The 24,855-nt window shown below is 35.8% G+C and carries 22 protein-coding genes and 1 tRNA gene; 15 read left to right on the plus strand and 8 right to left on the minus strand.

Going from position 1 to position 24,855, the window contains the following annotated elements:
- Nucleotides 1-105 precede the first annotated feature (105 nt).
- From topA to PU02_RS04485, 5 genes are all read right to left on the minus strand, one after another.
- The gene (topA, locus tag PU02_RS04465; RefSeq protein WP_053944258.1) at nt 106-2,703 is read right to left on the minus strand and encodes a type I DNA topoisomerase; all 2,598 of its coding nucleotides are present in this window, start codon (nt 2,701-2,703) and stop codon (nt 106-108) included.
- Nucleotides 2,704-3,109: 406 nt separating this feature from the next.
- A complete protein-coding gene (dprA, locus tag PU02_RS04470) occupies nt 3,110-4,297 on the minus strand; it encodes a DNA-processing protein DprA (RefSeq protein WP_053944259.1) in 1,188 nt (395 codons plus the stop codon).
- A 5-nt stretch (nt 4,298-4,302) separates the two neighbouring features.
- On the minus strand, nt 4,303-4,932 hold the full coding sequence (gene plsY / locus PU02_RS04475) for a glycerol-3-phosphate 1-O-acyltransferase PlsY (RefSeq protein WP_053944260.1): 630 nt from the start codon (nt 4,930-4,932) through the stop codon (nt 4,303-4,305).
- A gap of 8 nt (nt 4,933-4,940) precedes the next feature.
- Complete coding sequence (locus PU02_RS04480) at nt 4,941-6,245, minus strand: dihydroorotase (RefSeq protein WP_053944261.1); 1,305 nt, start codon at nt 6,243-6,245, stop codon at nt 4,941-4,943.
- Nucleotides 6,205-7,206 carry an aspartate carbamoyltransferase catalytic subunit gene (locus PU02_RS04485; protein ID WP_053944667.1) on the minus strand — a complete coding sequence of 334 codons (1,002 nt, stop codon included), beginning with the start codon at nt 7,204-7,206 and terminating at the stop codon, nt 6,205-6,207. The genes PU02_RS04480 and PU02_RS04485 overlap by 41 nt, the downstream gene beginning before the upstream one ends.
- Before the next feature lie 127 nt (nt 7,207-7,333).
- On the opposite strand from PU02_RS04485, the gene PU02_RS04490 reads away from it, so the two are divergent.
- A complete protein-coding gene (locus PU02_RS04490) occupies nt 7,334-8,962 on the plus strand; it encodes an acyl-CoA dehydrogenase family protein (RefSeq protein WP_053944262.1) in 1,629 nt (542 codons plus the stop codon).
- Here PU02_RS04490 and ruvX read toward each other — a convergent pair.
- Entirely contained in the window at nt 8,947-9,432 is a 486-nt protein-coding gene (ruvX, locus tag PU02_RS04495) for a Holliday junction resolvase RuvX (protein WP_053944263.1), read from the minus strand. The two genes, PU02_RS04490 and ruvX, sit on opposite strands and share 16 nt — an antisense overlap.
- A gap of 163 nt (nt 9,433-9,595) precedes the next feature.
- Here ruvX and gatC point away from each other — a divergent pair, with 163 nt between their 5' ends.
- The 6 genes from gatC to PU02_RS04525 all read left to right on the plus strand — a co-directional run bounded on the left by gatC (nt 9,596) and on the right by PU02_RS04525 (nt 14,381).
- Nucleotides 9,596-9,880: an Asp-tRNA(Asn)/Glu-tRNA(Gln) amidotransferase subunit GatC gene (gene gatC, locus PU02_RS04500; protein WP_257719831.1), complete on the plus strand. Its 285-nt coding sequence runs from the start codon at nt 9,596-9,598 to the stop codon at nt 9,878-9,880.
- Between the two features lie 28 nt (nt 9,881-9,908).
- Nucleotides 9,909-11,393 (plus strand): Asp-tRNA(Asn)/Glu-tRNA(Gln) amidotransferase subunit GatA, encoded by a 1,485-nt coding sequence (gatA, locus tag PU02_RS04505; protein ID WP_053944265.1) that lies wholly within the window; start codon nt 9,909-9,911, stop codon nt 11,391-11,393.
- A gap of 697 nt (nt 11,394-12,090) precedes the next feature.
- Nucleotides 12,091-12,666, plus strand: coding sequence for a cold-shock protein (locus tag PU02_RS04510; protein WP_053944668.1), 576 nt, complete (start codon nt 12,091-12,093; stop codon nt 12,664-12,666).
- 65 nt (nt 12,667-12,731) lie between these two features.
- Nucleotides 12,732-13,247: a DUF192 domain-containing protein gene (locus PU02_RS04515; RefSeq protein WP_053944266.1), complete on the plus strand. Its 516-nt coding sequence runs from the start codon at nt 12,732-12,734 to the stop codon at nt 13,245-13,247.
- A 2-nt stretch (nt 13,248-13,249) separates the two neighbouring features.
- Nucleotides 13,250-14,056, plus strand: coding sequence for an alpha/beta fold hydrolase (locus PU02_RS04520; protein WP_053944267.1), 807 nt, complete (start codon nt 13,250-13,252; stop codon nt 14,054-14,056).
- A 112-nt stretch (nt 14,057-14,168) separates the two neighbouring features.
- A complete protein-coding gene (locus tag PU02_RS04525; protein ID WP_053944268.1) occupies nt 14,169-14,381 on the plus strand; it encodes a DUF3126 family protein in 213 nt (70 codons plus the stop codon).
- Between the two features lie 31 nt (nt 14,382-14,412).
- Here PU02_RS04525 and radC read toward each other — a convergent pair whose 3' ends face one another.
- Nucleotides 14,413-15,207 (minus strand): RadC family protein, encoded by a 795-nt coding sequence (gene radC, locus PU02_RS04530; RefSeq protein WP_053944269.1) that lies wholly within the window; start codon nt 15,205-15,207, stop codon nt 14,413-14,415.
- A gap of 12 nt (nt 15,208-15,219) precedes the next feature.
- Complete coding sequence (gene map / locus PU02_RS04535) at nt 15,220-16,056, minus strand: type I methionyl aminopeptidase (RefSeq protein ID WP_053944270.1); 837 nt, start codon at nt 16,054-16,056, stop codon at nt 15,220-15,222.
- Between the two features lie 859 nt (nt 16,057-16,915).
- Between map and PU02_RS04540 the strand changes: the two genes are divergently transcribed.
- From PU02_RS04540 to PU02_RS04575, 8 genes are all read left to right on the plus strand, one after another.
- Entirely contained in the window at nt 16,916-17,734 is an 819-nt protein-coding gene (locus PU02_RS04540; protein ID WP_053944271.1) for an RNA methyltransferase, read from the plus strand.
- On the plus strand, nt 17,734-18,543 hold the full coding sequence (gene murI / locus PU02_RS04545; protein ID WP_053944272.1) for a glutamate racemase: 810 nt from the start codon (nt 17,734-17,736) through the stop codon (nt 18,541-18,543). The genes PU02_RS04540 and murI overlap by 1 nt, the downstream gene beginning before the upstream one ends.
- A 168-nt stretch (nt 18,544-18,711) precedes the next feature.
- The gene (gene rpsD / locus PU02_RS04550; protein ID WP_053944669.1) at nt 18,712-19,329 is read left to right on the plus strand and encodes a 30S ribosomal protein S4; all 618 of its coding nucleotides are present in this window, start codon (nt 18,712-18,714) and stop codon (nt 19,327-19,329) included.
- Nucleotides 19,330-19,609: 280 nt separating this feature from the next.
- Nucleotides 19,610-20,467 (plus strand): tRNA 2-thiocytidine(32) synthetase TtcA, encoded by an 858-nt coding sequence (gene ttcA / locus PU02_RS04555; RefSeq protein ID WP_144417874.1) that lies wholly within the window; start codon nt 19,610-19,612, stop codon nt 20,465-20,467.
- Between the two features lie 706 nt (nt 20,468-21,173).
- Nucleotides 21,174-21,249: transfer RNA gene (locus PU02_RS04560), tRNA-Lys, on the plus strand.
- 786 nt (nt 21,250-22,035) lie between these two features.
- A complete protein-coding gene (locus PU02_RS06945) occupies nt 22,036-22,746 on the plus strand; it encodes a septal ring lytic transglycosylase RlpA family protein (protein ID WP_269464937.1) in 711 nt (236 codons plus the stop codon).
- Between the two features lie 406 nt (nt 22,747-23,152).
- A complete protein-coding gene (gene tmk, locus PU02_RS04570) occupies nt 23,153-23,797 on the plus strand; it encodes a dTMP kinase (protein ID WP_053944275.1) in 645 nt (214 codons plus the stop codon).
- Nucleotides 23,794-24,846: a DNA polymerase III subunit delta' gene (locus PU02_RS04575; protein WP_053944276.1), complete on the plus strand. Its 1,053-nt coding sequence runs from the start codon at nt 23,794-23,796 to the stop codon at nt 24,844-24,846. The genes tmk and PU02_RS04575 overlap by 4 nt, the downstream gene beginning before the upstream one ends.
- Nucleotides 24,847-24,855: the final 9 nt, after the last annotated feature.

Below are 24,855 nucleotides of genomic sequence, written 5' to 3' on the forward strand. Positions count from 1 at the left end.
ATACAACGGAAATTATGAGTTGATTGTAAAAGAACCTTATGGCATCAAGAAACGCGTAAATTTTGAATGAATAAAAATATTTAACTCTTTCCTTTTGATTAAAACTTATGATTTTTCTGCAGGGGAAGTTTTTTTAGATTTCTCTTTCTTCTTTGAACTTTGTTTTTTAGTACTTTTTATTTTAAGAGAAGTGGATGCTTTAGTCGATATAAGCTCTAACGCTTCTGAAAATGTTACTTTTGTTGGATCTTTATCTTTTGATAATGTTACATTGATTTTTTTCCAATTGATATATGGACCGTAACGTCCGTCACGTACGGTGATGCTTCCGCCATCTGGATGATCACCTAACGTTGATAATATAGAAGAGATTGTTTTACGCTGGCTAGTTTTATTTTCTTTCTGTTCGGAAAGCATCACAACAGCATGGTTTATGCCAATATTAAAAACATCGTCTACCTTCAAAAGGGTAGCATACTTGCTATCATGAATGAGATAAGGGCCGTACCTTCCAAGTGTAGCCGTAATCATTTTTCCTGTTTCGGGGTGTATTCCTACTTCACGTGGAAGTGATAATAAAGACAAAGCTTTGTTAATATCAACGTGATCTATTACCCACTCTTTAGGTATACTTAAGCGTTTGCTTTCCTTTCCTTCACCTAACTGAACGTAAGGTCCAAAGCGACCATTGCGAAGAGAAATATCCTTTCCTGTTATTGGATCAACACCAAGAATGATAGGTTCATCATTGCGTATAGCTTGCCTTTCTTCTCCAATGTTTGCGCCAAGTTGATTTGTGTATTTGCATTCAGGATAATGAGAACAACCAACAAATGCTCCATAACGACCTAATTTTAATGATAACTGACCATCTTTACAAAGAGGGCAAGAACGGGGATCACTTCCATCTTCATGCGCAGGGAAGATAAGGGGGGCCAATGTAACATTCAATGCATCAAGAATGTTTGTTATACGTAATTCTTGGATATTAGTGACTGATTCATTAAATCCAGTCCAAAAATCGTTCAAAACATCTTTCCAAAAAAGAGTTCCCTCTGATATGAGGTCTAATTTTTCTTCTAAATCTGCTGTGAAATCATATTCTATATAGCGATTAAAAAAGTTTTCAAGAAATGCCGTAACAATACGTCCCTTAGCATCCGGGATAAGTTTTCGTTTATCAATGACAATGTAATTACGATCACAAAGTGTTGCTAATGTAGATGCATAAGTTGAAGGACGACCAATTCCCAACTCCTCAAGTTTTTTAATTAATGAAGCTTCAGAATAACGAGGAGGTGGTTCTGTGGAGTGTTGTATCGTTTCTATTTTCTCTTGTACAAGGATTTCATTGACGTTGATTTTTGGTAATCGAGCTAGTTCATCTTGATTATCATTTATTTCATCGTTTTGATCAGAGTATGCGGCGATAAAACCATCAAAGCGGACAACAGAACCTGTCGCTCGCAAATTTGCACAGTTTTCCCCCTGTACTGCTTGAATTTCAACGATTGTACGCTCAATTTCAGCAGAACGCATTTGACTAGCGATAGTACGCTTCCATATTAATTCATATAATTTTGCTTGATCGTTATCAAGAAAACTACGAATTTTATCAGGGTGGTACCCAAAATTTGTTGGACGAATAGCTTCGTGTGCTTCTTGTGCATTTTTTGCTTTTGTTGAATAAAAGCGCGGTTTTTCAGGAAGATAGTTAATACCAAATGATGTACTTATTGCCTCTCGTGCTAAATCAATAGCTTCGGGAGCCATTTGTACACCATCAGTACGCATATAAGTGATGAGACCTGCTATTTCACCATTGATTTCAACACCTTCATAAAGCTTTTGAGCTACTTGCATTGTACGAGATGCAGAAAAACCTAATTTTGAAGAAGAAGCTTGCTGTAACGTAGAAGTTGTAAAAGGCGGAAAAGGATTTCTTTTTATAGGTTTTGCTTCAACACTTAGTGTGTGATATTCCGCTTTCTCCAAGACAGAACGAATTTCATCTGCTTGTTCTTGGGAACGAATATCAAGCTTTCCAAGTTTTTTTTTGTTAAATTCTATTAATTTCGTCTGTATGATATCGTTCCTAGGGGTTTTTAGGTTAGCTGCAACTGACCAATAATCTTCTTTAATGAAACCTTCTATTTCTGATTCGCGATCACAAATGATGCGCAAAGCAACCGATTGAACACGACCAGCTGAGCGGGCGCCAGGTAATTTTCGCCACAATACAGGTGAAAGCGTAAAACCCACAAGATAATCAAGAGCACGACGTGCAAGGTAAGCATTGACAAGAGATATATCAATATCACGTGGGTTGTTCATCGCATCAAGAACAGATTTTTTTGTGATGGCATTAAAAACAACACGCTTAACGGGTTTGCCATTTAATATTTTTTTCTGATTAAGAACATCAAGAATATGCCATGAGATAGCTTCTCCTTCACGATCAGGGTCAGTTGCCAAAATGAGGCTATCTGATTCTTTAACAGCTTTAATTATTTCATTTAAGCGTTTTGCTGAAGCGGTATCAATTTCCCATTTCATAGAGAAATCTTCATCGGGAAGAACAGAGCCATCTTTGGCCGATAAGTCACGAACATGTCCAAATGACGCCATGACCTTATACTGCTCTCCGAGATATTTGTTAATTGTTTTTGCTTTAGCTGGAGATTCAACGATGACAATATTCATAATTTTATCCAAATGCTACAATAATTTTATCCAAATGCTACAATAAAAGTATTCCTTATAAACATTATTTCAAATGAATAGCCAATGACAATTGATCAAGAATACATAAAAATATATTATGCAACTTTTGGTTGTTATTATATAAAATACTCTTTATAAGAGATTTACACCTTATTTTTTGTGTCTGATATAGAAGCATGCGGCAAATATTTAAGATGACATCTGTTGAGAGATAGAGAGAATGCTCAAGGATAGAAGGCTATGTATATACATCATTTAAAAGTCATTCACTATATCACAGATATGTCAAAACAGATGAGTCATATGGCATGTCGAGCTGATAGTCCACTTTTGGCACTACTGTTGGATATGGTTGCTAAAGAGGGAGAGAGCATTCTTAATGATACTAAGACTCTTGAGAATAATGAAAATTCGACAAAGAAACATAACCACCGGAATGTCGAGTAAGTTTTCCAGCAAGGTCAAGCTCAATTAACAAAAGATAAAGATTTGGTAGAGAAGCACCAGAATGATTACTTAATGTATCTAAGTCAATTGGAGTTGTTGATAGAGCAGAAAGGACAGCTGCACGTTCTTTATCATCTTCTGCAGAAGAGAGATTGTTGTTTCCCTTGCTTGGTTTAATGAAATATTCTTGTTGAGAGTAAATAGAATGCACTTCTTCAAAAAAATTGAGTTGAGGATCTATGTTTTTTGGGATTAGTGGAGTAAGTGCCTCTATGATGTCAGATGGATGTGTAACTAATAAAGCTCCTTCTTTTATCAAGTTGTTTGCGCCAATGGATCTTGGATCAAGCGGAGAACCTGGAATAGCAAAAACTTGTCGTCCTATTTCAATAGTTTGACGAGCTGTAATTAAGGAACCTGACCGCATGGCAGCTTCTACCACCAAAAGTCCAAGTGACAAACTTGCTACGATACGGTTTCTCCTTGGAAAATCGATGGCACGAGGTCTCCAACCAATAGGCATTTCACTAATGATTGCTCCTCCATTAGCTATAATATCATCATAAAGTTTTTTGTTTTCTGGAGGATAGATATGATCGATACCACCAGCCATAACCGCAACTGTTCCGGTTAATAAACTCGTTTGATGCGCTATACTATCAATGCCACGCGCAAGGCCAGAAATAACGGAAAAACCAGCATGACCTAAAAAATGAGCAAATTGGACAGTTATTTTCTTTCCAGCTGCTGAAGCATCACGAGAACCAACGATTCCAACAGAAGGTTTACAAAAAACTGAAGCGTTTCCTTTTATAGCAACGAGTGGAGGAGAAGCTTCTGTTAGCTTGAGTAATGGTGGATAACTTGGCTCTCCTAAGCCTACAAATCGAACACCTAATTTTTCTGCTCGTTGCATTTCTTTTTCAGCATCTTCTAATGTTGCCACACGGACAGCTACACTGCGACCACCTTTTTTACTAAGTTCAGGAAGTGCAGCTAAAGCATTTTCTGCTGTTTTGTAACGACCTATCAAATCACGAAAAGTAATTGCCCCAATGTTCTCACTGCGTAAGAGCCGTAACCAATTTAAACGTTGACGATCAGTAAGAAGGATCCCCTTATCCATTCCCTTTATTTAATGCTCACTTTTCTTTCTTTATTAGCTAAGATTCTAGTAATGTTATCACGATGCTTAATGACTACGAGTACACTCATTACAACTATAATGCAATCATCATAAGAAAATGGAGAAAAAAAATTAACAAAAATTGAAACAACAAGAACAGTTATAAGCGCAGATAACGAAGAAATATATGTTAACAAAAAAGTTATTGTCCAGGATGCAATAAAAACAATCATAATTGGCCAGTAAAAACCCATGCAAACACCTAAATAAGTAGCTACACCCTTGCCGCCCTTAAATTTAAGCCATATTGGGAAAAGATGCCCTAAAAAGGTTAGAAAACCTGCCAAAGTTATGATGAAAGAATTTTCTGTTTGAGGAAATAAGAATTTAGCGCCCCAGACAATGCAACTTCCCTTCAATACATCACAAAGAAGGGTAAGGGCTGCAACTTTTTTGTTTCCTGTTCGTAAAACATTCGTAGCACCAATATTTCCAGATCCAACCGTTCTAATATCACCAAGACCACATAATTTTGTAAAGAGTAGTCCAAACGGAATAGAACCTACGAGGTAGGATATTACGAGATAAAGCCATGCATTGGTACAAGATTGTAAAAATATTACGAGTTCGTTCATTGGATATTCTATTTTACTGGATTGTGAAGTTTGAACACTGATTTTCCTTTAACAAGAGTCTGAACAACTCGTCCTTGAAAACGTGTATTCTCAAAAGGCGTATTTTTTGAGTGTGATGACAACATGTCTGAAGAAAGTACCCATGGTTCATCAAGATCAACTAGAATAAGATCAGCATGAGCACCTCTCATTAATGTTCCAGCATTAAGACCAAACAGCTTCGCTGGCGCAGTTGATAAAAGCTCAACTAATCGTAAGAGGGATACATCATGATTGTGATAAAGGAGTAAAGTTGCACTCAATAAAGTCTCCATACCGATAGCACCTGCTGCTGCTTCTTGGAATGGTAAATGTTTTTTATCTACGCCTTGAGGATCATGAGAAGAAACAATAACATCCACGGTTCCGTTTTTTATTGCTTCAATCATCGCAATTCGATCTTCTTCTGTGCGTAGTGGAGGTTCCAGACGTAGGGAAGTGCGATATTCAGCAATATCATTTTCATTGAGAGATAGATGATTAATTGATACACCAGCTGAAATTTTTGGATTATGATTTTTGGCTAAATATATGGCGTTAGCAGACATAGCTGTTGATATTTGCGTTGCATGATAGCGTGTTTGTGTAAGTGCTGCCAATCGTAAATCCCTTTCAAGGGGGATAATCTCTGCTTCACGAGGTATACCAGTAAGACCTAGCCAGCTTGCCAATAGACCTTCATTCATAACACCTTGATCTACAAGATCTTTATCTTGTGTTTCATTAAGTAATGCAACATTAAAATCACGAGCATATGTCATTGCACGATGCATAATAGATGAGTTTTGAATGGTTTTTTTTCCTTCACTGAAAGCTATCGCTCCAGCGTTTTTCAATAAGCCAAATTCAGCTATTTTTTCTCCATTAAGACCCTGAGTGATAGCAGCTACAGGATAAATATTGACTAATGCTTCATCACGTGCTGTACGCACAATAAATTCAATAAGTGCAACATTATCAATAACTAACTGTGTATCTGGCATAACAAAAAATGAAGTAATGCCTCCTGCTGCTGCAGATTGACTCGCTGAAATAATTGTTTCCCGGTATTCAACCTTCGGTTCACCAATGAAAACTCTAGTGTCAACAAGTCCAGGAAAAATTGCCTTATTTTGTGCATTAACAATTTCTGCACCCTCTGGGGTTCCTTGATTAAGAGCTTCTTTTCCAGCAACCGTAATGAGTCCGTTTTCAACAATAACAGTTCCAACTTCGTCAATTGCGCGCGAAGGATCAACAATACGAGCATTTTGAAAAACTATGGGTTTTATCATTTTTTTCTCCATTCCTATTGTGATACGTATCCAGCAAAGCTTCCATAACAGCCATGCGCACAGCTACCCCTATCTTGACTTGTGTGTGAATTACGCTACGAGCTCCATCGGCTATATCAGAAGAGATCTCTACTCCACGATTTATTGGACCAGGATGCATAACGACACAATCACTTTTGGCATAGGTTAGGTTATCTTTATGGAGGCCAAAATAATGGGAATACTCACGAAGAGAAGGGATAAACGCTCCGGTCATACGTTCATGTTGCAAGCGTAACATCATAATAACATCAGCATTTTTAAGACCATCTTGCATCGTATTGAAAACTTCTACTCCCATATTTCCAATGCCTGGAGGTAAAAGTGTTGAAGGTGCAACAACACGAACACGTGCTCCTAGTGCATTAAGACTGATGATATTAGAACGTGCAACACGCGAATGTAAAATATCACCGCAAATTACAACGATTAGTCCCTCAATATGGCCTTTTGTTTTCCTTATAGTTAGAGCATCCAACAAAGCTTGAGTTGGATGCTCATGTGCACCATCACCTGCATTGATAACACAACAATCAACTTTTTCAGCTAAAAGGGAAACAGCCCCAGCACAGTGATGACGAACAACGAGTATATCTGGTTTCATTGCGTTAAGAGTCATAGCCGTATCAATGAGTGTTTCTCCTTTTTGTACAGATGAATTGCTGATCGCAATATTTATCACGTTTGCTCCCAACTTCTTGCCAGCCAATTCAAAAGAGGATTGCGTTCGTGTAGAGGCTTCAAAAAAAAGATTAATTTGGGTACATCCATTTAGAACAGATTTTTTTTTATTAATCTTTTCTAAAAAAAGAATGTTTTCATCTGCGCGATCAAGTAACGCTACAAGATCCTGTGTACGAAGATTCTTAATTCCTAAAAAGTGTCTGTAAGGAAAAATTGAAGATGATGCATTCTGAATCATAATATTCTTTTCTGTAACTATCTTTAAAGAACTCAAACATGAATTTCTTTAAGTGTAACAGATGTTTTTAATTGCAAAAAGACAAATAGTTTATGATATGAAATTATACAAATAAGGAATATATCGTATGAATGCTTCGTCTATGCAGAATCCTCGTCCCAAAAATGCGTTTCTTAATGATACTCTCATGTCTCACGTCGCATCCATCCTTCCTGCAGATTTATTAGCAGGTTTTGAAGAAATAGGAGCTTTCATTGCAAGTCGTGAAGCACAGAATTTTTCTCGTTTAGCAAATTGTTACCGACCAATATTACGCCACGATAATGAGCATAATCAACCAAAAGAAGATCTTGAAATACATGCATCTTACCATAATCTTCAGCAGTATTCGAGGCAAATAGGTTTAGTTTCCTCACTTTGGGAAAATACAGCTATGGAAAACGGTGTGCGTTACCAAGCTCGTGCTATTCGTTTAGCTCTTTCTGCTGGTCTGGAGACTGGACATCTGAATGAAGTGGTTATAGCAAGTGCATCTATAGCAGTGTTAATTGGTGAAACTGAATTATTTAAGAAATGGCAGCATGCCCTTTTGTCACGCAAATATGATTCTTCTTCTCAATCGATATCTTGTAAGAAAGGCGCTTCTCTTACCTGTGCTTTTGATAAACTTGAAGAAAGTGAAAAGCATTTTTCAAATGTTCCAGAGGCTCAAAAAATCTCTTTTGATGAAACAATGAAATGTGATTTGTATCGCTTAAGTATCACAAAAACTAACGTTGTTAATCCAATGGCTGATGGATACATTGTCAGTGCAGAAATAGATGGTTATTTAAGCTGTTTTCTAGTTCCTCGTTTTCAAGAAGATGGTACACCCAATAATACTATATCAGTGCGTTATCTGATGCAGCGTTCCGGAGAATGTTCAGTACCTGAAGGGACTATTGATTTTCAAGGATGTTATGGCTGGATTATAGGAAACATTGGAGATGGAGCGAAAGTTATCAAAGATATTGAAACTATGATACGTTTTGATCAGTCTGTGATATCAGCAGGAGTTTTACGTGCGGCACTTTCACTAGGTATGGACTTTTTTAGAAAAAAAACGCTAAATTGTCTTTTTTCACCACTAACAGAACGCGTTTTTGCTGATATTGCACTCGATATTGCTGCTTCTCAAGCGTTAGTTTTGCGTTTAGCAAGAGCATTCGATAATGCTGCAAATGATCGCTCTGAAGCAGCCTTTGCACGCGTTATGACACCGGTCATTACTTATCACGTAAGCCAATTAGTTATTCCCATTGTTGGTGAGATTATTGCACAGGTTGGTTTAAAAGGTTTTATAAAGGGTAATCCTTTATCGCAAATGTTAAACGATGGAGCAATGCGAGTAGTTAGAAATAAGGTTTCAAATCAATTGGTAAAAGATACCATTCTTATGGCAAATAAAGCACCTGGATTATTTCAGCAATTGTTAGAAAATATTGCTATTGATATCGGACCAGCGGGTTCACGAGCTATTGAAATTATTAAATCAGCTGCGCATATGGCTTCAACAAATGAAGGAATAGGCCGGTTCTTTGTTGAGCAGATAGCTTACGCAGCAGCAACTGCTTCGCTGCGCCATAAGGGGATGGAATATGTTACAAATGCTTATATGGAAAGTCGTCTTGGAGGGCAATGGAGATCATCTTATGGAATGATGATTGTACAGTATAATGCAGAAAAACTACTAAGCATTCTTTATCCATCTGCATGATTTTTATAAAGGAATCTAATTCTATCGAGAGCACCTTGTAATATGAAAGATGCTGCTGCTGAGTCAATGTGTTTAGCTCTTTTGGAGCGTGACATGTTCATTTCTAAAAGGTGACGTTCTGCTGCTATTGTTGATAGTCGTTCGTCCCAAAAAACGAATGGAATGTTTGTCTGTATTGCCATATTACTGACAAAAGATCGGGTTGCCTGAGCTCGAGGACCACTGCTTCCGTCCATGTTAATAGGCAATCCAATAACGATAATACCTACATTTTCATCATTTAAAATTTTCATAAGTATATGAGAATCTAGAGTAAATTTTTTTCGTTGAATAACAGAACGCGGATTGGCATAAGTTAAACTTATATCAGAAATAGCAATTCCAACAGTTTTCGTACCTAGATCCAAACCTGCTACTGTTTGCTTAGGTAGAAGATGTGTGATAGCTTCATCTATGGTAATAATGGCCATGGGGATGGATCTTGACGTTCAGAAGTCTCGAATATATTCCTGATTTATGACTGAATCTTTGTATAATGGGTTTCCTTATACGCCTATAGATGAAACATTGATCGGCCTCAAATAAAAAATTTGGAATTGGGTAAATTCCTGACCAGAAAGGTGTGGTGTCTCTGTGGATAGTAAGACAATGAAGCGAGTGGCGCATCTAGCACGTATTGCCATCCGTGATGATGAAGAAAAACACATGATAGAAGACCTCAATGCCGTCATTGAGGGTTTTTCCAAGCAACTTGATGAAGTTGATGTTACTGGGGTTGAGCCGCTAGTATCAGTAACGCCATTGCTACTCCGAATGCGTGAGGATAATGTTACAGATGGCAATATGGCTTCAGATATTGTAGCAAATGCGCCTATGACGAGCGAAAATTTTTTTCTTGTAGCAAAAATTATTGAGTAGTTTTCTATATAAATTTTGAGAGTCGAATATGACTGATTTAACAACATTGACTATCGCACAGGCTCGTGATGCCTTAACGAAAGGTGATTTTAAAGCAACAGAGCTGACAGAATCTTACCTAAAAGCCATAAAAGAAGCCAATTTAACTTTGAATGTTTATGTAGCAATTACTGAAGAACAAGCAATGAAAATGGCGGTTGAATCGGACAGTCGTTTTTTTAAAAAAGAGGCGGGTATTCTAGAAGGAATTCCGTTAGGAATTAAAGATAACTTCGCGACAAGGGATGTTCATACTCAAGCTTGTTCATATATCCTCGATGGATTTAAGCCAAAATACGAATCAACTGTGACCGCTAATCTGTGGAAAAGTGGTGCAGTTATGTTAGGTAAGCTTAATATGGATGAATTTGCCATGGGCTCTTCTAATAAAACATCCTATTATGGACCAGCTATCAATCCGTGGCGTAAATTGAACTCTAATGAAAATCTTGTTCCGGGTGGTTCTTCAGGAGGATCCTCTGCCGCAGTTGCGGCACGGCTTTGTGCAGCTGCAACAGCAACAGATACTGGCGGATCGATACGCCAACCTGCAGCATTTACTGGAACCGTAGGAATCAAGCCAACTTATGGACGTTGTTCGCGGTGGGGAATCATAGCTTACGCCTCATCACTTGACCAAGCCGGACCTATTGGACGCACCGTTCAAGATTGTGCGATTATGCTCAAATCAATGGCTTCTTTTGACAAAAAAGATTCAACTTCTGTAGATTTGCCTGTTCCTGACTACGAAAGTTATCTTGGCAAATCAATTAAAGGAATGAGGATTGGTATCCCAAAAGAATATCAAATTGAAGGAATTTCTTCAGAAATTATTGAACTTTGGCAGAAAGGGGTTCATTGGCTTCAAGAAGCAGGAGCTGAAATTGTTGATGTTTCATTGCCCCACACAAAGTACGCTTTACCTGCTTACTATATCGTAGCTTCTGCGGAGGCATCTTCTAATTTAGCGCGCTATGATGGTGTTCGCTTTGGGCTTCGTATTCCAGGAAAAGATATTGTTGAAATGTACGAAAATACGCGTTCTGCAGGTTTTGGTAATGAAGTTAAAAGGCGTATTTTAATTGGTACCTATGTTCTTTCAGCGGGATACTATGATGCATATTATCTAAAAGCTCAAAAAGTACGTACATTAATTAAGCATGATTTTGATCAATGTTTTTCCTCTGGCGTTGATGCAATTCTCACACCTGCAACACCAACACCTGCTTTTGGCATTACGGATGAGACAATAAAAAATGATGCAATAACAATGTATCTTAATGATATTTTTACTGTGCCGGTTAACATGGTAGGTTTGCCTGGGATTTCTGTTCCTGCAGGTTTATCATCGAGTGGTCTTCCCCTAGGACTACAATTAATAGGCAAGCCTTTTTCAGAAGAAGTCATTTTTCAGGCGGCTCACATTATAGAGCAGGCGGCTGGGACATTAAGTGCAGATAAATGGTGGCCGTAAGTATTTATATCTTCAGCTGGTTTAATGAAAAAAATTAAAGGTTTTTAGGGAGGTGGGAGATTCTAATCATTAATTAACTCATTTTGATATCGCGACAAGTGGATTTCCCTTTTTGTTTAAGTTTCTATTAGTTAGTTTTAACTGATGACTATAAATTTCAGTAGCATTACTGAGTTTGTTGCTATCAGCAATTAAATGTCATAATATTTTTTAATGTTATATGTGTCATATTCACCATTTTGGTAAGCATGGTTACTACTCTCTATATATACTAGAATTGCATGCTCTTAGGTTTTAATCATTTTCTAGTACACAATATCTTAAATTAATAAAAAGGAATGATTAATTGAATAAGGTTGCATACATAATTTTTACACGCATAAGCAACAATGCTATAGCAAATAAGATATAAGGTTCCTTCAATTTTAGAACTATAAAATCTACAACTTACTCTCTCTAAAATTTTTTCTTGTATAAATTCTGCCATAAAAAAATCAATCACTGCATGTAGGTTTTCTGAGACAGTGTGATAATACAGTTAGATATTTGGGAGGATATTTATAAAGTGCCATTAAAGTAAAGTATGACAATATGGGGAAATTTTATCTTGGGGGTTGCTTGTTCATAGGGGTGCAATGTTTACTCTTATATGAGAGAATCGATTTGTGAAATTAAACCTGCGGGATTATGTTTGAGTATGATGATTAAAAATACATTAAAAGATCATTCCCTATCTGAAGAAAATCTTGGGGTTTGTGGTGAAATTATTGAGATTAGCGGCATTATTAAGTGGTTTGATGGCAGTAAGGGGTACGGGTTCATCGTGTCGGACTTGCCTGGTTTTCCCGATATATTGTTGCACGTGACAGTAATGCGACGAGATGGTTTTAAGACAGCCTTGGAAGGTTCTAGAATTGTTTGCGTTGTTAAAAAAACCGAGAGAGGATTGAAGTGTGTTCAAGTAAAGTCTATTGACTTGTCTTCAGCTGTTCACCCTTCAGAAATTCCAGTACGCACGCATGTTACGGTTTCTCCTGAAAGTGGTTTAGAACGCGTAATTGTAAAATGGTTTAATCGTAATAAGGGATTTGGATTTCTGAGTAGGGGACAGGGGACAGGAGATATTTTTATTCATATGGAGACATTACGGCGTTTTGGTTTAGCAGAGCTTCATCCCGGTCAAGTTGTTATCGTGCGTTTTGGCCAAGGGGAAAAAGGATTGATGACTGCAGAGATTTATCCTGATATAGCACTTCCGTTCGCTACTCATTAGATGAGAGATGTCAATCTTCCTTTTTAGGGATTTTGATTCTTTTTAATTACTCTAGAGAGGGATGTATGCTGCGCTTGTTCAGGAAAGAGAAAGTTTCTCTGCTGGTGTTGTTTTTTTATATAGGTGGGATGGGTGTAGCTGCTACACAAGAACCCATGAAGATTCCTGTTGATTCAGTTCCTCTGCAAATAAAAACAGAGCAAGGTGTTGTCTCCTATGAGGTGGAAGTTGCTTTTTCAACTGATCAGTCAGCCGCAGGTTTAATGTATCGAACTTCTTTTCCTAAAAATCGTGCCATGTTATTTAAAAATTCGATAAATGAAGAGGGTGATGATACACAAAAGTTTTATATGTGGATGGCTAACACTTACATATCTCTAGATATGATTTTTTTAAATTCAGAGGGAATAATTGTTTCAATTATTGAAAAAACTTCTCCACTATCAACGAATATTATTTCATCAGAGGTAGCTGCAACTTTTGCTATTGAAATCAATGCTGGTGAAGTTTTTGATAAACAAATACAAAAGGGACAACGTGTTATTCATCCTGCTATTTGCGGAAAATGTGAAAGTGAATAAAAATGACAACAGAAAACATTCATTTTTTTGAGCACAGTGGTTTTAAATTTGCTTACCGTGAGGAAGGGGAAGGGGAGCCTGTTTTGCTTATTCATGGTTTTGGATCTTCTGCATGGATAAATTGGTGTGCGACGGGTTGGTTCCGTACCCTTACTGAAGCAGGCTATCGTGTTATTGCAATTGATAATCGTGGGCATGGTGATTCAGAAAAGAGTTATGACCCTCTATTTTATACACCTCAAGCTATGGCTAGTGATTCAGTTAAGCTTCTTCAACATTTAAAAATATCTAAAGCTCATGTTATGGGATATTCTATGGGAGCGCGAATTAGCGCATTCATGTCCCTTCTTTATCCAGAGTATGTGCATAGCGTTGTTTTTGGTGGTTTAGGTATAGGTATGGTGACGGGAGCAGGTAATTGGGAACCCGTTGCAGAGGCTCTCTTAGCGAAAGATGTTTCAACTATTACAAATCCACGTGGTTTGATGTTTCGTAAATTTGCAGATCAAACTAAAAGTGATAAACGAGCTTTAGCTGCTTGTGTTGTAAAATCGAAACAAGAATTAGCAGAAGAAGATGTTCGTAAAATTAAGCAACCAGCACTTGTCGCAGTGGGCTCATTAGATGACATTGGTGGTGAAGCAGAACCATTAGCGGCTTTATTGCCTAATGGTAAGGCTCTACAAATTCCTAATCGGGATCATATGCTTGCTGTAGGAGATAAAATTTATAAAAAAGGTGTTGTCGATTTTTTTCTCATTATCCCATTCTTTAATTTGTGGCTTTTAAAAGCTGTTTTTTTCACATAAGGAGAATTTTGAGATAAAAATAACGGAACGAGAAACCATAAAATATGCTTATTTTATGGTTCCATCTATTTCGTTTGTAGGTGAGGCTATTTTTAAAACATAGGAGAGTGCAGTGAATAGTAATGAAATAAAAAAACTTGATAATTACTTAAAAAACACATTTCAAAATACGCACTTACAGGTAAAAACACGACCAAAGAAAGATGATTCTTGTGAAGTTTATATCAAAGGTGAATTTTTAGGGGTAATCTACAAAGATGAGGACGAAGGTGAATTATCCTACAATTTTTCTATGGCTATATTAGATGTTGACCTGGATAACTAATACCTGAATCGCAATAAATTTTTACTATTTTTTATATTAGTTTGAGCGCTTTAAAACTCGTATGGTCGTTACGCCCAATAATGAGGTGATCGTGGAGGATAATCTCTAACGCATTGGCTACATCTTTTAGTCTATATGTCATTGATATATCCGCTTGAGAAGGTGTTGCATCACCTGAAGGGTGGTTGTGAACCAAGATAATTCCGGATGCAGACAATGCTAAGGCACGAGAAATAACTTCACGAGGATAAACGGATGTGCGATCGACAGTCCCAATTTGCTGGATTTCATCAGCAAGAAGACCATTTTTTTTATCCAAAAATAAAATACGAAATTGTTCACGTGTTTCATGAGCCATAGCAGCTTTACAATAAGCTAATACTTTATCCCATGAAGAAAAAATATCGCGTTTAGATAATTGTGTGCGAGCGATGCGTGCAGCAACATCAGAAATAATTTTTAAATCTATTGCGGTAGCAGAACCACATCCCTGAACTTCTTGGAGCCTATGGATATCTGCTCCTAGTACATCTGCCAAAGACCCAAAATATTCTATTAAATTCTTGGCCAATGGTTTAGTATTGGCACGAGGAATTGTTCGAAAAAGCAACAACTCAAGATATTCATAATCTTCAATTGCACTGCCCTTTGTGCTTAAATATCGCTTACGTAAACGATTTCTATGACCTTGATAATGTTGAATAATTTTTGATTTTTTTTTGGGTATTTTATTTTTAGTACGTTCTACAAAACTAAAACCAGTATCTGATGTAAGCTCAAATTGGCTATCTTTGTCTGCTCCAGCTTTGTTGAATTTTGAATCCATAGCATTTTACATCTATATTGGAGCGGATAATTGAGAGATATAAAAAATGTCTTTTGGAGATTCAGTAAATATCTCACATCCCTCATCCGTCACACCAATTGTATGTTCATACTGTGCAGTAAGGGAACGATCGCGCGTAACAGCAGTCCACCCATCAGATAAAATTTTAACCTGTGGTTTACCTAAATTAATCATGGGTTCAATTGTGAATATCATACCCTTCTTTAGTTCTTCACCTTCACCTTTTTTTCCATAGTGTAAAATATTGGGCACATCGTGAAAAAGCTGTCCAATTCCGTGACCACAAAAATCTCTTACAACCGAGCACCGCTCAAGTTCTGCATAATGTTGAATAGCAGCACCAATATCACCTGTTGTTGCTCCGGGTTTTACTGCGGCAATTCCTCTCATAAGACACTCATGAGTTACTTTTAACAAACGCTCCGCGGAACGCTTAATTTTTCCAACGGGATACATACGACTTGAATCTCCATGCCAACTGTTAAGGATAAAAGTGACATCAACATTAACAATATCACCTTCTTGCAAAGGTTTCTTATTTGGTATGCCATGGCAAACAACATGATTAATAGACGTACAACATGAATGACTATACCCACGATAATTTAAATCAGCAGGTAGAGCATTGCGCTCAGCTCCAAAAGTAAAAACAAAATCATCAATTTCTTGTGTAGTAACACCAGGAATGATAATGTCTGCAAGTGCATCAAGGCATTCTGCAGAAAGCCGTCCTACTTTACGCATTTCACTGAAAGCATAATCGTCAAAAATGCGAATTTTTCCGTTAAATTTGAGAGGTACTTTATTATATTCAATGTAATCAGTCATTTTTTATTTTCTGTCTCTGCATGAGTGAATTGAAAAATACTTTTTAGATTTCGTACAACATTTTAGAGAGTAAAGCCCCGTTATTGATCTTTCAGCTAGACACTAAATGTAGATTTACATCTGTGATTAGAATTAAGCCTATAATAAGCGACAAACTCTAAACAATTGTACCTCTGAATGATATTAAGCATTATTGTTTACTTTCTTTGCTGTGCAACTGTTATTAGTTTACCTAAATGATACGATCCACATTTTTTCTGTATCTACAAATTTTTATCAATATTTTTTGGTTAATAAAATATAATGAACGTTTTTTATCTCTAAATAACATTCAAAGAGAATATCATCAGATAGAAGAAAATCAATGCATGAATTGATACCGCTGTTGTCATAATAATTATCTAATTATATGAAATAATAATCTATCTTGAGTTACTTTTCATGTAAGGCTATTCGAAAAACTTATATTAAACCAATAAAACATTACCCACTTCAATACTTTTTAATAAATATGAAGACTTTTATTAAAAGTTATTACTATAGTAATAGTAATATTTTATTACAAATATAAAGTAATACTATTAAATTAGTTAGTATTTTTATAGCTATATATTCTACACGATACAATTTAAAATACATTATGTGTTAAGTATATTCGTTCAAAATTAAGATTGAATTGTACTAATATAAATAGAAATACTTACTTCTTAAGTAATTAATTTTGTTTGTAGTATTCTAAACGCCAGAATAGAATCGGCAATGTTATATTGAAAAATTTATTTTATAGAGTAATAGTTTCAGGTAGTTAAATCAAATAAAGATATAATGATAACTTACTTTACGCACAGTGGTGTAGATAATGGCTGGAACAAATAGGAATTGCAATAATGTAATGGATGGTCCAACAATTATATTGGTCGAACCACAATTACCAGAAAATATTGGTATGGTAGCAAGAGCAATGGCAAATTTTGGATTATTTAAATTACGTCTAGTTAATCCAAGAGAAAAATTTCCAAATGAAAAAGCGAGGGCTGCGGCGAGTAAGGCAGACCATGTCATTAATAATACTCAAGTCTTTTGTAAACTGTGTGATGCAATTGCAGATTTAAATTATGTTATTGGTACAACGGCACGTAAAAGATATAGTTTTAAAACCGTTAAAAGTGCTGTGGAGGCTACGAGAACTTTACGTCATCACGAGAATATAGGGCATAAAACTGGTATTTTATTTGGAAGAGAGCGGTGGGGATTAGAAAATGATGAAATAAGCCTTGTCGATGAAATAGTTACTTTTCCTGTTAATCCTGCTTTTGCATCACTCAATATTGCACAGGCTGTCCTGATAATGTCTTATGAATGGATGAAATCAGGTCTAGAAAATACAGATGATACAGCTTTTCGTGCAGAGGAAATAAAGCCTGTTGATAAAGCAACTCTTCATGGTTTTTTATCGCAGTTAGAAGAAGCTCTGGATATTCGCGGCTATTTTAGACCGAAAGAACGTAAAGAAGTTATGATTACAAACATACGTTCTGTTTTCACACAGGCTCATTTTGGAGAATCTGAGGTTCGTTTGTTAAGGGGAATTATATCGTCACTTGATCACTTTTCTCCCAAATTTCCACGAGGTAGCGGTGCACCTATAGGACGTGACCGTAAAAAATGTGAATATTGATGAGCGCAAAACCACTTCTTTTTTTTGATAGCGGCATTGGTGGATTAACGGTACTGAAAGAGGTACGTGCTCTTCTTCCCACACTTCAGTTTATTTATGTTGCGGATGACGCAGGGTTTCCTTATGGTCTTTGGGAAGAAAAGTTATTAAGAAGCCGTATTTTAAAAATTTTTACATATCTCATGAAGTGTTATGATCCTGCTTTATGTGTTATTGCCTGTAATACAGCCTCTACATTAGTCATATCAGACTTGCGACATGAATTTCCTCATATTCCCTTCGTGGGAACTGTTCCTGCCATTAAATTAGCAGCTGAACTAACAAAGTCTGGTTTAATTTCAGTATTAGCAACTCCAGGAACAGTCAAACGTGCATATACACATGAATTGATTTGTGCTTTCGCTAATCAATGTTGCGTTCAACTTGTTGGTAGTGAAAAACTTGCTATATTTTCTGAAAATTATTTACGTGGTTATCCTATTGATCTTGAAGAATTTAGGAATGAGATTTTACCGTGCTTTGTTGAAAAAAATGGCAAATATACCGATGTCATTGTTTTAGCTTGTACACATTATCCTTTTTTGATGAATTTATTTAGGGAACAAGCCTTATGGCCTGTCAATTGGATTGATCCCGCAAGAGCTATAGCCAGACGTACAAGATCATTATTACCAGAAAAATTGCAACATAAAAACACAGAGCATAAAAATTATGCTTTATTTACATCCAAAAATGTAGACTTACTGACTGAACATTTATTACAAAGATTTAATCTTAGTATCATAAGGGGAGTTGACTTTAAGATATGAGATACCTACAATAAGCCTCGTTCTTTTATGAAGAGGATATTTATTGACGTGTCCCGTGAATAGCTTTTGGATTGTCAAGCTGTTCTGTCGGTTTCTTTTACGGAGCAGAGGAGGGTGCGTTTCCTAGAGGTTCTATTTAATCTCTTTGTTTATTTTAGAGGAAATGCGATGAGTAAACGTGAAACAACGAAGTATAAGATTGATCGACGCATAGGAGAAAATATTTGGGGTCGTCCGAAATCTCCGGTTAACCGCCGTGAATATGGCCCAGGACAGCATGGTCAGCGTCGTAAAGGGAAACTCTCTGATTATGGTGTTCAGTTGCGTGCTAAGCAAAAACTGAGGGGGTTTTACGGTGACATTTCAGAAAAGCAGTTTCGTAGAATTTATCAAGAAGCGGTTCGTCGTCGGGGTGATACTGGTGAGAACCTTGTAGGACTTCTGGAATCACGCTTAGATGCTATTGTTTATCGTGCAAAATTCGTTCCTACCATTTTTGCTTCTCGCCAGTTTATTAATCACGGTCACATCAATGTGAATGGACGGCGTACGAATATTCAGTCATACCGTTGCAAACCTGGTGATGTTATTGAGGTTCGTGAAAAGTCAAAGCAGCTTGTTTTGGTTTTAGAGGCAACACAGCTTGTTGAACGTGATGTTCCCGAATATATTCAAGCAGATCATAGCAAGATGGTAGCAACTTTCGTTCGCGTTCCTTCTTTTTCGGATATTCCTTATGCTGTTCAGATGGAACCAAATTTGGTTGTTGAGTTTTATTCTCGTTAAGCTTTTGCGTAGGGAACCTTATTGTTCTGCTACAGGTGGTTCTCTTTGTCCCTAAGCTTGTTATAAAAATTGTTTGGGGATGGAGGATTTTTATAGCGTATGCTTGACTATATTGTTGTGTGCGTTTTTTTGCTTTGTCCTTTTTTTTAATATGGATTAGAGAGATATTTTTTATCTCCATTTGTATTGTAATCGTAATTGATGGGCCACTCCCTGTACTGCCCTGTAGCGTAGTAATTTCTTTATAAAATCAAATAAAATGCTGGATAATAAAAAGAACATGGCCGTAAAGGATCTTGTAGACGAAGAAATCAAAGGTTGTCATCCAATATTTCGGATTTCTCCTTCAACTATAGAATTTAATAAATTGCGTAAACGGCTTTTGCGTAATGTTCGGCAAGCATTAGATGATTTTTCTATGCTATCATCAGGAAAAAGATGGCTTGTTGCTTTGTCTGGAGGAAAAGATTCTTATAGTATGTTGGCTTTATTGCTTGATTTAAAGTGGCGTGGTTTTTTGCCTATTGAGATCTTAGTCTGTAATCTTAATCAAGGCCAACCAGGTTTTCCTGAGCATATTTTACCTGATTTCCTGAATTCTTATCAAATTTCACATCGCATTGAGTATCAAGATACTTACTCAATCGTCACAGATAAGCTTGAGCACACGCAAACATATTGCTCTCTTTGCTCTCGGTTGAGACAGGGGCATTTGTATCGTATTGCGCGCGAAGAACACTGTTCTGCACTAGTACTCGGACATCATCGTGATGATGTTTTAGAAACGTTTTTTATGAATTTATTTCATGCTGGCCGATTGGCAGCTATGCCTGGAAAGCTTTTAAATGATGAAGGAGATCTCTTTGTTTTGCGTCCTCTTGTGTATGCAGCTGAAGAAGATATAGAAAAATTTTCTCAGGCGATGCAATTCCCAATAATTCCATGTAATCTTTGCGGCAGTCAGGATGGTTTGCAACGTAATGCGATGAAGAAAATGCTTGCTGAAATCGAGAAAAAAATGCCTGGACGCAAAGACACTATGATCCGTGCTTTAACAAACGTACGTCCAAGCCATTTACTTGATAAACAGCTTTTCTCTTTTGCTTTCCAAGACCATATTACTAATATCAGTGATTAATTTAAGTATTTCAAACTGCAATAACATGAAGATCATAAAGATCAGATGTTTTATCTTAACAGTAGTAAACTCATTTGTATAATGCTCATCACGATAACATGTCACGTGGCTTTCTACTTTTGGGGCATCATATTCACGCTAGTCCTCTTAACAATTTTATCTTGTTATTTATTTAAATTGGAAAGTCTTTTTCCAATCTTTTGTTAATAGGAAGAAATTTTCTTTTACTTTACATAAAATATTTTTGGAAGTTTTCTTTCATATCGCTAAAAGCTCCTTCTAAGCTAAAGTTATTTGCAACAGCTCATATCTTTTACTGCCTTTTTAAAAGCTATTTAAATATTGCGTTTTCTTTGTTTAGTAAAATATAGATGAAATACCTATTTTTCACATAATTATAAATAAATCAGAATACTTCATAACCATAATCACATGATAAAAATACAAACAGAGAGCGCATATATTTTATAGAACAAAATTCTATCACTTATATTTTATCTCTCATGGTTATTAGTTACAAATAATTGTAATATGAAGTAATAATTATTGTACTCAACACTTTTTAATTAATTCTCTTTGTACTCAAAATGTAAAAAAACACTAACAATAAGAAAATAAAAATAATATTTCTTTAAAAAGTGTTGACCAAATGAAAAGTCGATCGTATGTTCCGTTCACTTTCTGCAAGTAGAAGTGACTTGTTTGAGAGCGCGTAGCTCAGCCGGTAGAGCAACTGACTTTTAATCAGTAGGTCCAGGGTTCGAATCCCTGCGCGCTCACCATACAAATGAGCTAGGAGGGGTCTGAGTTATAAGATCCTGAGTTTTCTTGTTTTATCAAATTGTCTCTTATTGCTTTCACCAATTCTTATGATCTTTTGTGATTATTGCAATATTCTTCACACATTGTACAATAGGAGGTTTTGTAATTCCTTCTTGTACTCTACAAAGACTCAATCCAATGGTTTTTTGTGTCACGCATGTTAGAAGATTTGATCAATAGATTTTCTTCTTCATATCTTAACCTTTAAAACCACTCTCACGTCATACGTTCAATAAAAGGGTTAATTATTGCTTTGTAAACGACCGCAAAATTGTAAAACAGCCTAACAAATTCGCGCAATTTTCTCCACTAAAAAGCGTAACAAATTATACATTTATTCTCAACAGGTTGATTTTAAAGTAAGATTTTTCTTATAGGAATTTTTTATAATATAAATTAGAGACTTTTTTCATAATTTAATAATTTTTTCTAATATTACTGTTTAATATACTATGTTAATATCTTGATATAAAAGTGAAAATGTTCTAATTTTCATTGTTTTTTCTATAAAGCAAATTTGTAATTATAGATTTTCTTATCCCATACAATAATTTAATTAATAGGATAGAATCAAGAATTAGACAGGATAGCAAATGTTCCTTAACGGTCAGGAAAAATTAAGCTTAACTACCAGAACAATGTTAAGGTTTTTTTTTATAATATTTTCTTTTGGAATATTAACCGCTTGTATAACTCAGAAAACGCAATCTACAGTAAAGTATTCTAACTCTAAGAAAACATCCAATATGGTGAAAAAAAATAGCATTCACATAACGGATTCTTCATCTAATCATTCTACGAAAAAAGGGGATAAAAAGCTAAATGCAAAAAAGATTATTGGAAAACCTTATAAAATTAAAGGTGAGTGGTACTATCCGAAATTTGATCCTACTTACAAAAGTACTGGAAAAGCATCGTGGTATGGATCGCATTTTCATGGAAGTTTGACTGCGAATGGTGAAATTTATGATATGGATTCTTTAACTGCTGCTCATCCTACGATGCCTCTTCCTAGCTATGCTCGTGTTACAAATTTAAAAAATGGCTCTTCAATCATTGTTAGAGTGAATGATCGTGGTCCTTATATAAAGGGAAGAATTATTGATTTATCACGGCGAGCAGCTAAAATGCTGGGCTATGCAAATGAAGGGGTGGCAGACGTTCGGGTGGAATACATCGGAGAAGCTCCCCTTGATAGATATGATTCCTCTTATCTGCTAAATTCTTATTCATCTGGAAAATTGATATTGTCGTCAAAAAATACTCCGAAAAAATCAAACAGAAAAGACGAGAATATATTTTCTGTATCTGGTATGAAAAGCTTGCAAAAATCGACAAAAAGTCTGATAATTAAAGGAAATCTTATTAAAGATTCCTCAATAAAATTACCTAAGATTGGCCCTGTTTCAGCCAGAAAACCCGTATCCTTTATCCTAAATCTAAGTGACAGTAACTAAGAAATATATCTGTTTTATAAAAGACAGACATATATCTTACAATGATAACTAATCCTTATAAATTATATTATTTATGTTCATAATATAATAGATTGCGTTGTTTTTTGTCGAGCATCAGTAAATTAAAATATGTCATTAAATAACAATATTGTTTAATATCTTCAATAAGTTACAAAATAAGAACTCACAAGGAAATTGCATTTTTTTTATTTTTCAAACATTATAATTTTTAGCACAGAATGCAGATTTCAGCGTAGAAGCGTACACTCTAAGATTTTTGTGATTTGAGTCCCCTAAAAAGAAAATATTTTGCAAAAAAAGGCATTTATCTTATCATGCAAAGATGGCTTTAGTTACGAGCTTCACTGCTTATGATGCATATCAATAAAAAGATTAAGGTTCGCACGTGTCGGGTTATTTCATCACATTTGAAGGAGGGGAGGGGGCAGGTAAAACAACCCAGATTTCTTTACTATCGCAGTATCTTCGCAGTGAAGGATATGAAGTTTTGATTACAAGAGAACCAGGGGGCACAGTAGGTGCAGAAATTTTACGTTCTATCTTGTTATCAGGTGATGCAGCTCAGTATGGATCATTAATTGAAGCAGTTTTATTTACGGCAGCACGTATTGACCATGTTTTTGAGGTTATCGCACCATCTTTACAGGAAGGTAAAGTTGTCTTATGTGATCGCTTCATAGATTCAACGCATGTTTATCAAGGAATTAATGATCAAATAGATCCTTGTACTCTTTCTGTTTTAGAATATATCGGTACGAATGGAATCGTGCCTAATTTAACGTTTTTACTAGATATACCAGCAACTTTGGGAATCAAGCGTGTTAATTTGAGAAAAAAAGAATCTAACCTTATCGATTATTTTGAAAAAGACGGATTGGCTATTCAGGAACAAAGACGAAAGGCTTTTCTCCAATTAGCAAAAAATGAATCTAACAGGATTCAGGTCATTGATGCAACAAACTCCGTAGAAATGATTGCATTACAGATAAAAAATATTTGCCATCAACTGATGTTGGATCGTACGGTATGAGCGATATGAGCTTTCTGCATCAGCATGATGACATTGACGGTATTTTGTCACCATCAAAAAATAATGTTCTTATTGGTCATAAAAATGCTCGTCATTTTTTAACTAAAATACGTCAAGAAAAGCGTTTATATCACGCATTACTATTTGAAGGTAGACAAGGAATCGGAAAGGCAACACTAGCATTTCATTTTGCATGGAATCTTTTAAGCTCCAAAGAAAATGAATTCTTACAACCTAGTTATGACTCAACAGTATGGCGCCAAATTGGGCAAGGGTGTCATCCTAATCTTCTTCATATTTCACGCCAATTTGACTTAAAAGCAAAAAAAATCAAAGTAGGTATATCTATTGACGATATACGCAATATTGCCCATTTTTTAAACCAAAAAGTATCAAATAATGCATGGCGCATCATTATCGTTGATCCTGCGGACGACATGAACAAAAATGCTGCTAACGCAATTCTTAAGATACTTGAGGAACCACCTGCAAAAACGGTATTTATCATTATTGCACATTCTTCAGGAAAACTACTCTCAACAATTCGTTCGCGCTGTCAACAAATTTTCCTACAACCATTACATGATAACGAAATGAAGGAAGTTGTTTTGCAATTTTTGCCTGAAAAAATGCGAAATGATAAAGAATTTATCGAAATGATTATCCAAAAATCTCAAGGAAGTCCTAGAAAGGCAGCTCTGCTGGTCTGTGGCGGGTTTGAAATAAGCGAAACCATTCACAGTATTTTAGAAAACCCTGTTCTTAACCTAGCTCGTGCTCATGATTTTGCACAGGTACTGTTACCATCTAATTCTGATATTCAATTTCAACAATTTTGTGAAGAGATTCTACATAAAATTCAAAGAGAAACAATTACATCTGCAGAAAATAAAAATTTTATACTTTCAAAAAAATATGCACAAATATGGCAAGATACTCACCAAAAAATAACAGCGCTGCAAACATTTAATCTTGATAAAAAACAATTTATTATAAACCTTCTTTGCAACTTACATAAAATTATTCATAAACACCGTCTTTTTTCATGAAAATGTGTT

This window comes from Bartonella ancashensis (assembly GCF_001281405.1).
In the GTDB taxonomy this organism is placed as follows: Bacteria; Pseudomonadota; Alphaproteobacteria; order Rhizobiales; family Rhizobiaceae; genus Bartonella; species Bartonella ancashensis.

Bases quoted from the DNA above. Each gene is read 5' to 3' on its own strand.
- PU02_RS04540 (WP_053944271.1), top strand. From the start codon at position 16,916: ATGGCTGGAACAAATAGGAATTGCAATAATGTAATGGATGGTCCAACA.
- PU02_RS04480 (WP_053944261.1), bottom strand. From the start codon at position 6,245: ATGATAAAACCCATAGTTTTTCAAAATGCTCGTATTGTTGATCCTTCG.
- plsY (WP_053944260.1), bottom strand. From the start codon at position 4,932: ATGAACGAACTCGTAATATTTTTACAATCTTGTACCAATGCATGGCTT.
- dprA (WP_053944259.1), bottom strand. From the start codon at position 4,297: ATGGATAAGGGGATCCTTCTTACTGATCGTCAACGTTTAAATTGGTTA.
- rpsD (WP_053944669.1), top strand. From the start codon at position 18,712: ATGAGTAAACGTGAAACAACGAAGTATAAGATTGATCGACGCATAGGA.
- PU02_RS04520 (WP_053944267.1), top strand. From the start codon at position 13,250: ATGACAACAGAAAACATTCATTTTTTTGAGCACAGTGGTTTTAAATTT.
- murI (WP_053944272.1), top strand. From the start codon at position 17,734: ATGAGCGCAAAACCACTTCTTTTTTTTGATAGCGGCATTGGTGGATTA.
- radC (WP_053944269.1), bottom strand. From the start codon at position 15,207: ATGGATTCAAAATTCAACAAAGCTGGAGCAGACAAAGATAGCCAATTT.
- PU02_RS04510 (WP_053944668.1), top strand. From the start codon at position 12,091: ATGATGATTAAAAATACATTAAAAGATCATTCCCTATCTGAAGAAAAT.
- PU02_RS04575 (WP_053944276.1), top strand. From the start codon at position 23,794: ATGAGCGATATGAGCTTTCTGCATCAGCATGATGACATTGACGGTATT.
- gatA (WP_053944265.1), top strand. From the start codon at position 9,909: ATGACTGATTTAACAACATTGACTATCGCACAGGCTCGTGATGCCTTA.
- PU02_RS04490 (WP_053944262.1), top strand. From the start codon at position 7,334: ATGAATGCTTCGTCTATGCAGAATCCTCGTCCCAAAAATGCGTTTCTT.
- map (WP_053944270.1), bottom strand. From the start codon at position 16,056: ATGACTGATTACATTGAATATAATAAAGTACCTCTCAAATTTAACGGA.
- ttcA (WP_144417874.1), top strand. From the start codon at position 19,610: ATGGCCGTAAAGGATCTTGTAGACGAAGAAATCAAAGGTTGTCATCCA.
- PU02_RS04485 (WP_053944667.1), bottom strand. From the start codon at position 7,206: ATGATTCAGAATGCATCATCTTCAATTTTTCCTTACAGACACTTTTTA.
- topA (WP_053944258.1), bottom strand. From the start codon at position 2,703: ATGAATATTGTCATCGTTGAATCTCCAGCTAAAGCAAAAACAATTAAC.
- ruvX (WP_053944263.1), bottom strand. From the start codon at position 9,432: ATGGCCATTATTACCATAGATGAAGCTATCACACATCTTCTACCTAAG.
- PU02_RS04515 (WP_053944266.1), top strand. From the start codon at position 12,732: ATGCTGCGCTTGTTCAGGAAAGAGAAAGTTTCTCTGCTGGTGTTGTTT.
- PU02_RS06945 (WP_269464937.1), top strand. From the start codon at position 22,036: ATGGTGAAAAAAAATAGCATTCACATAACGGATTCTTCATCTAATCAT.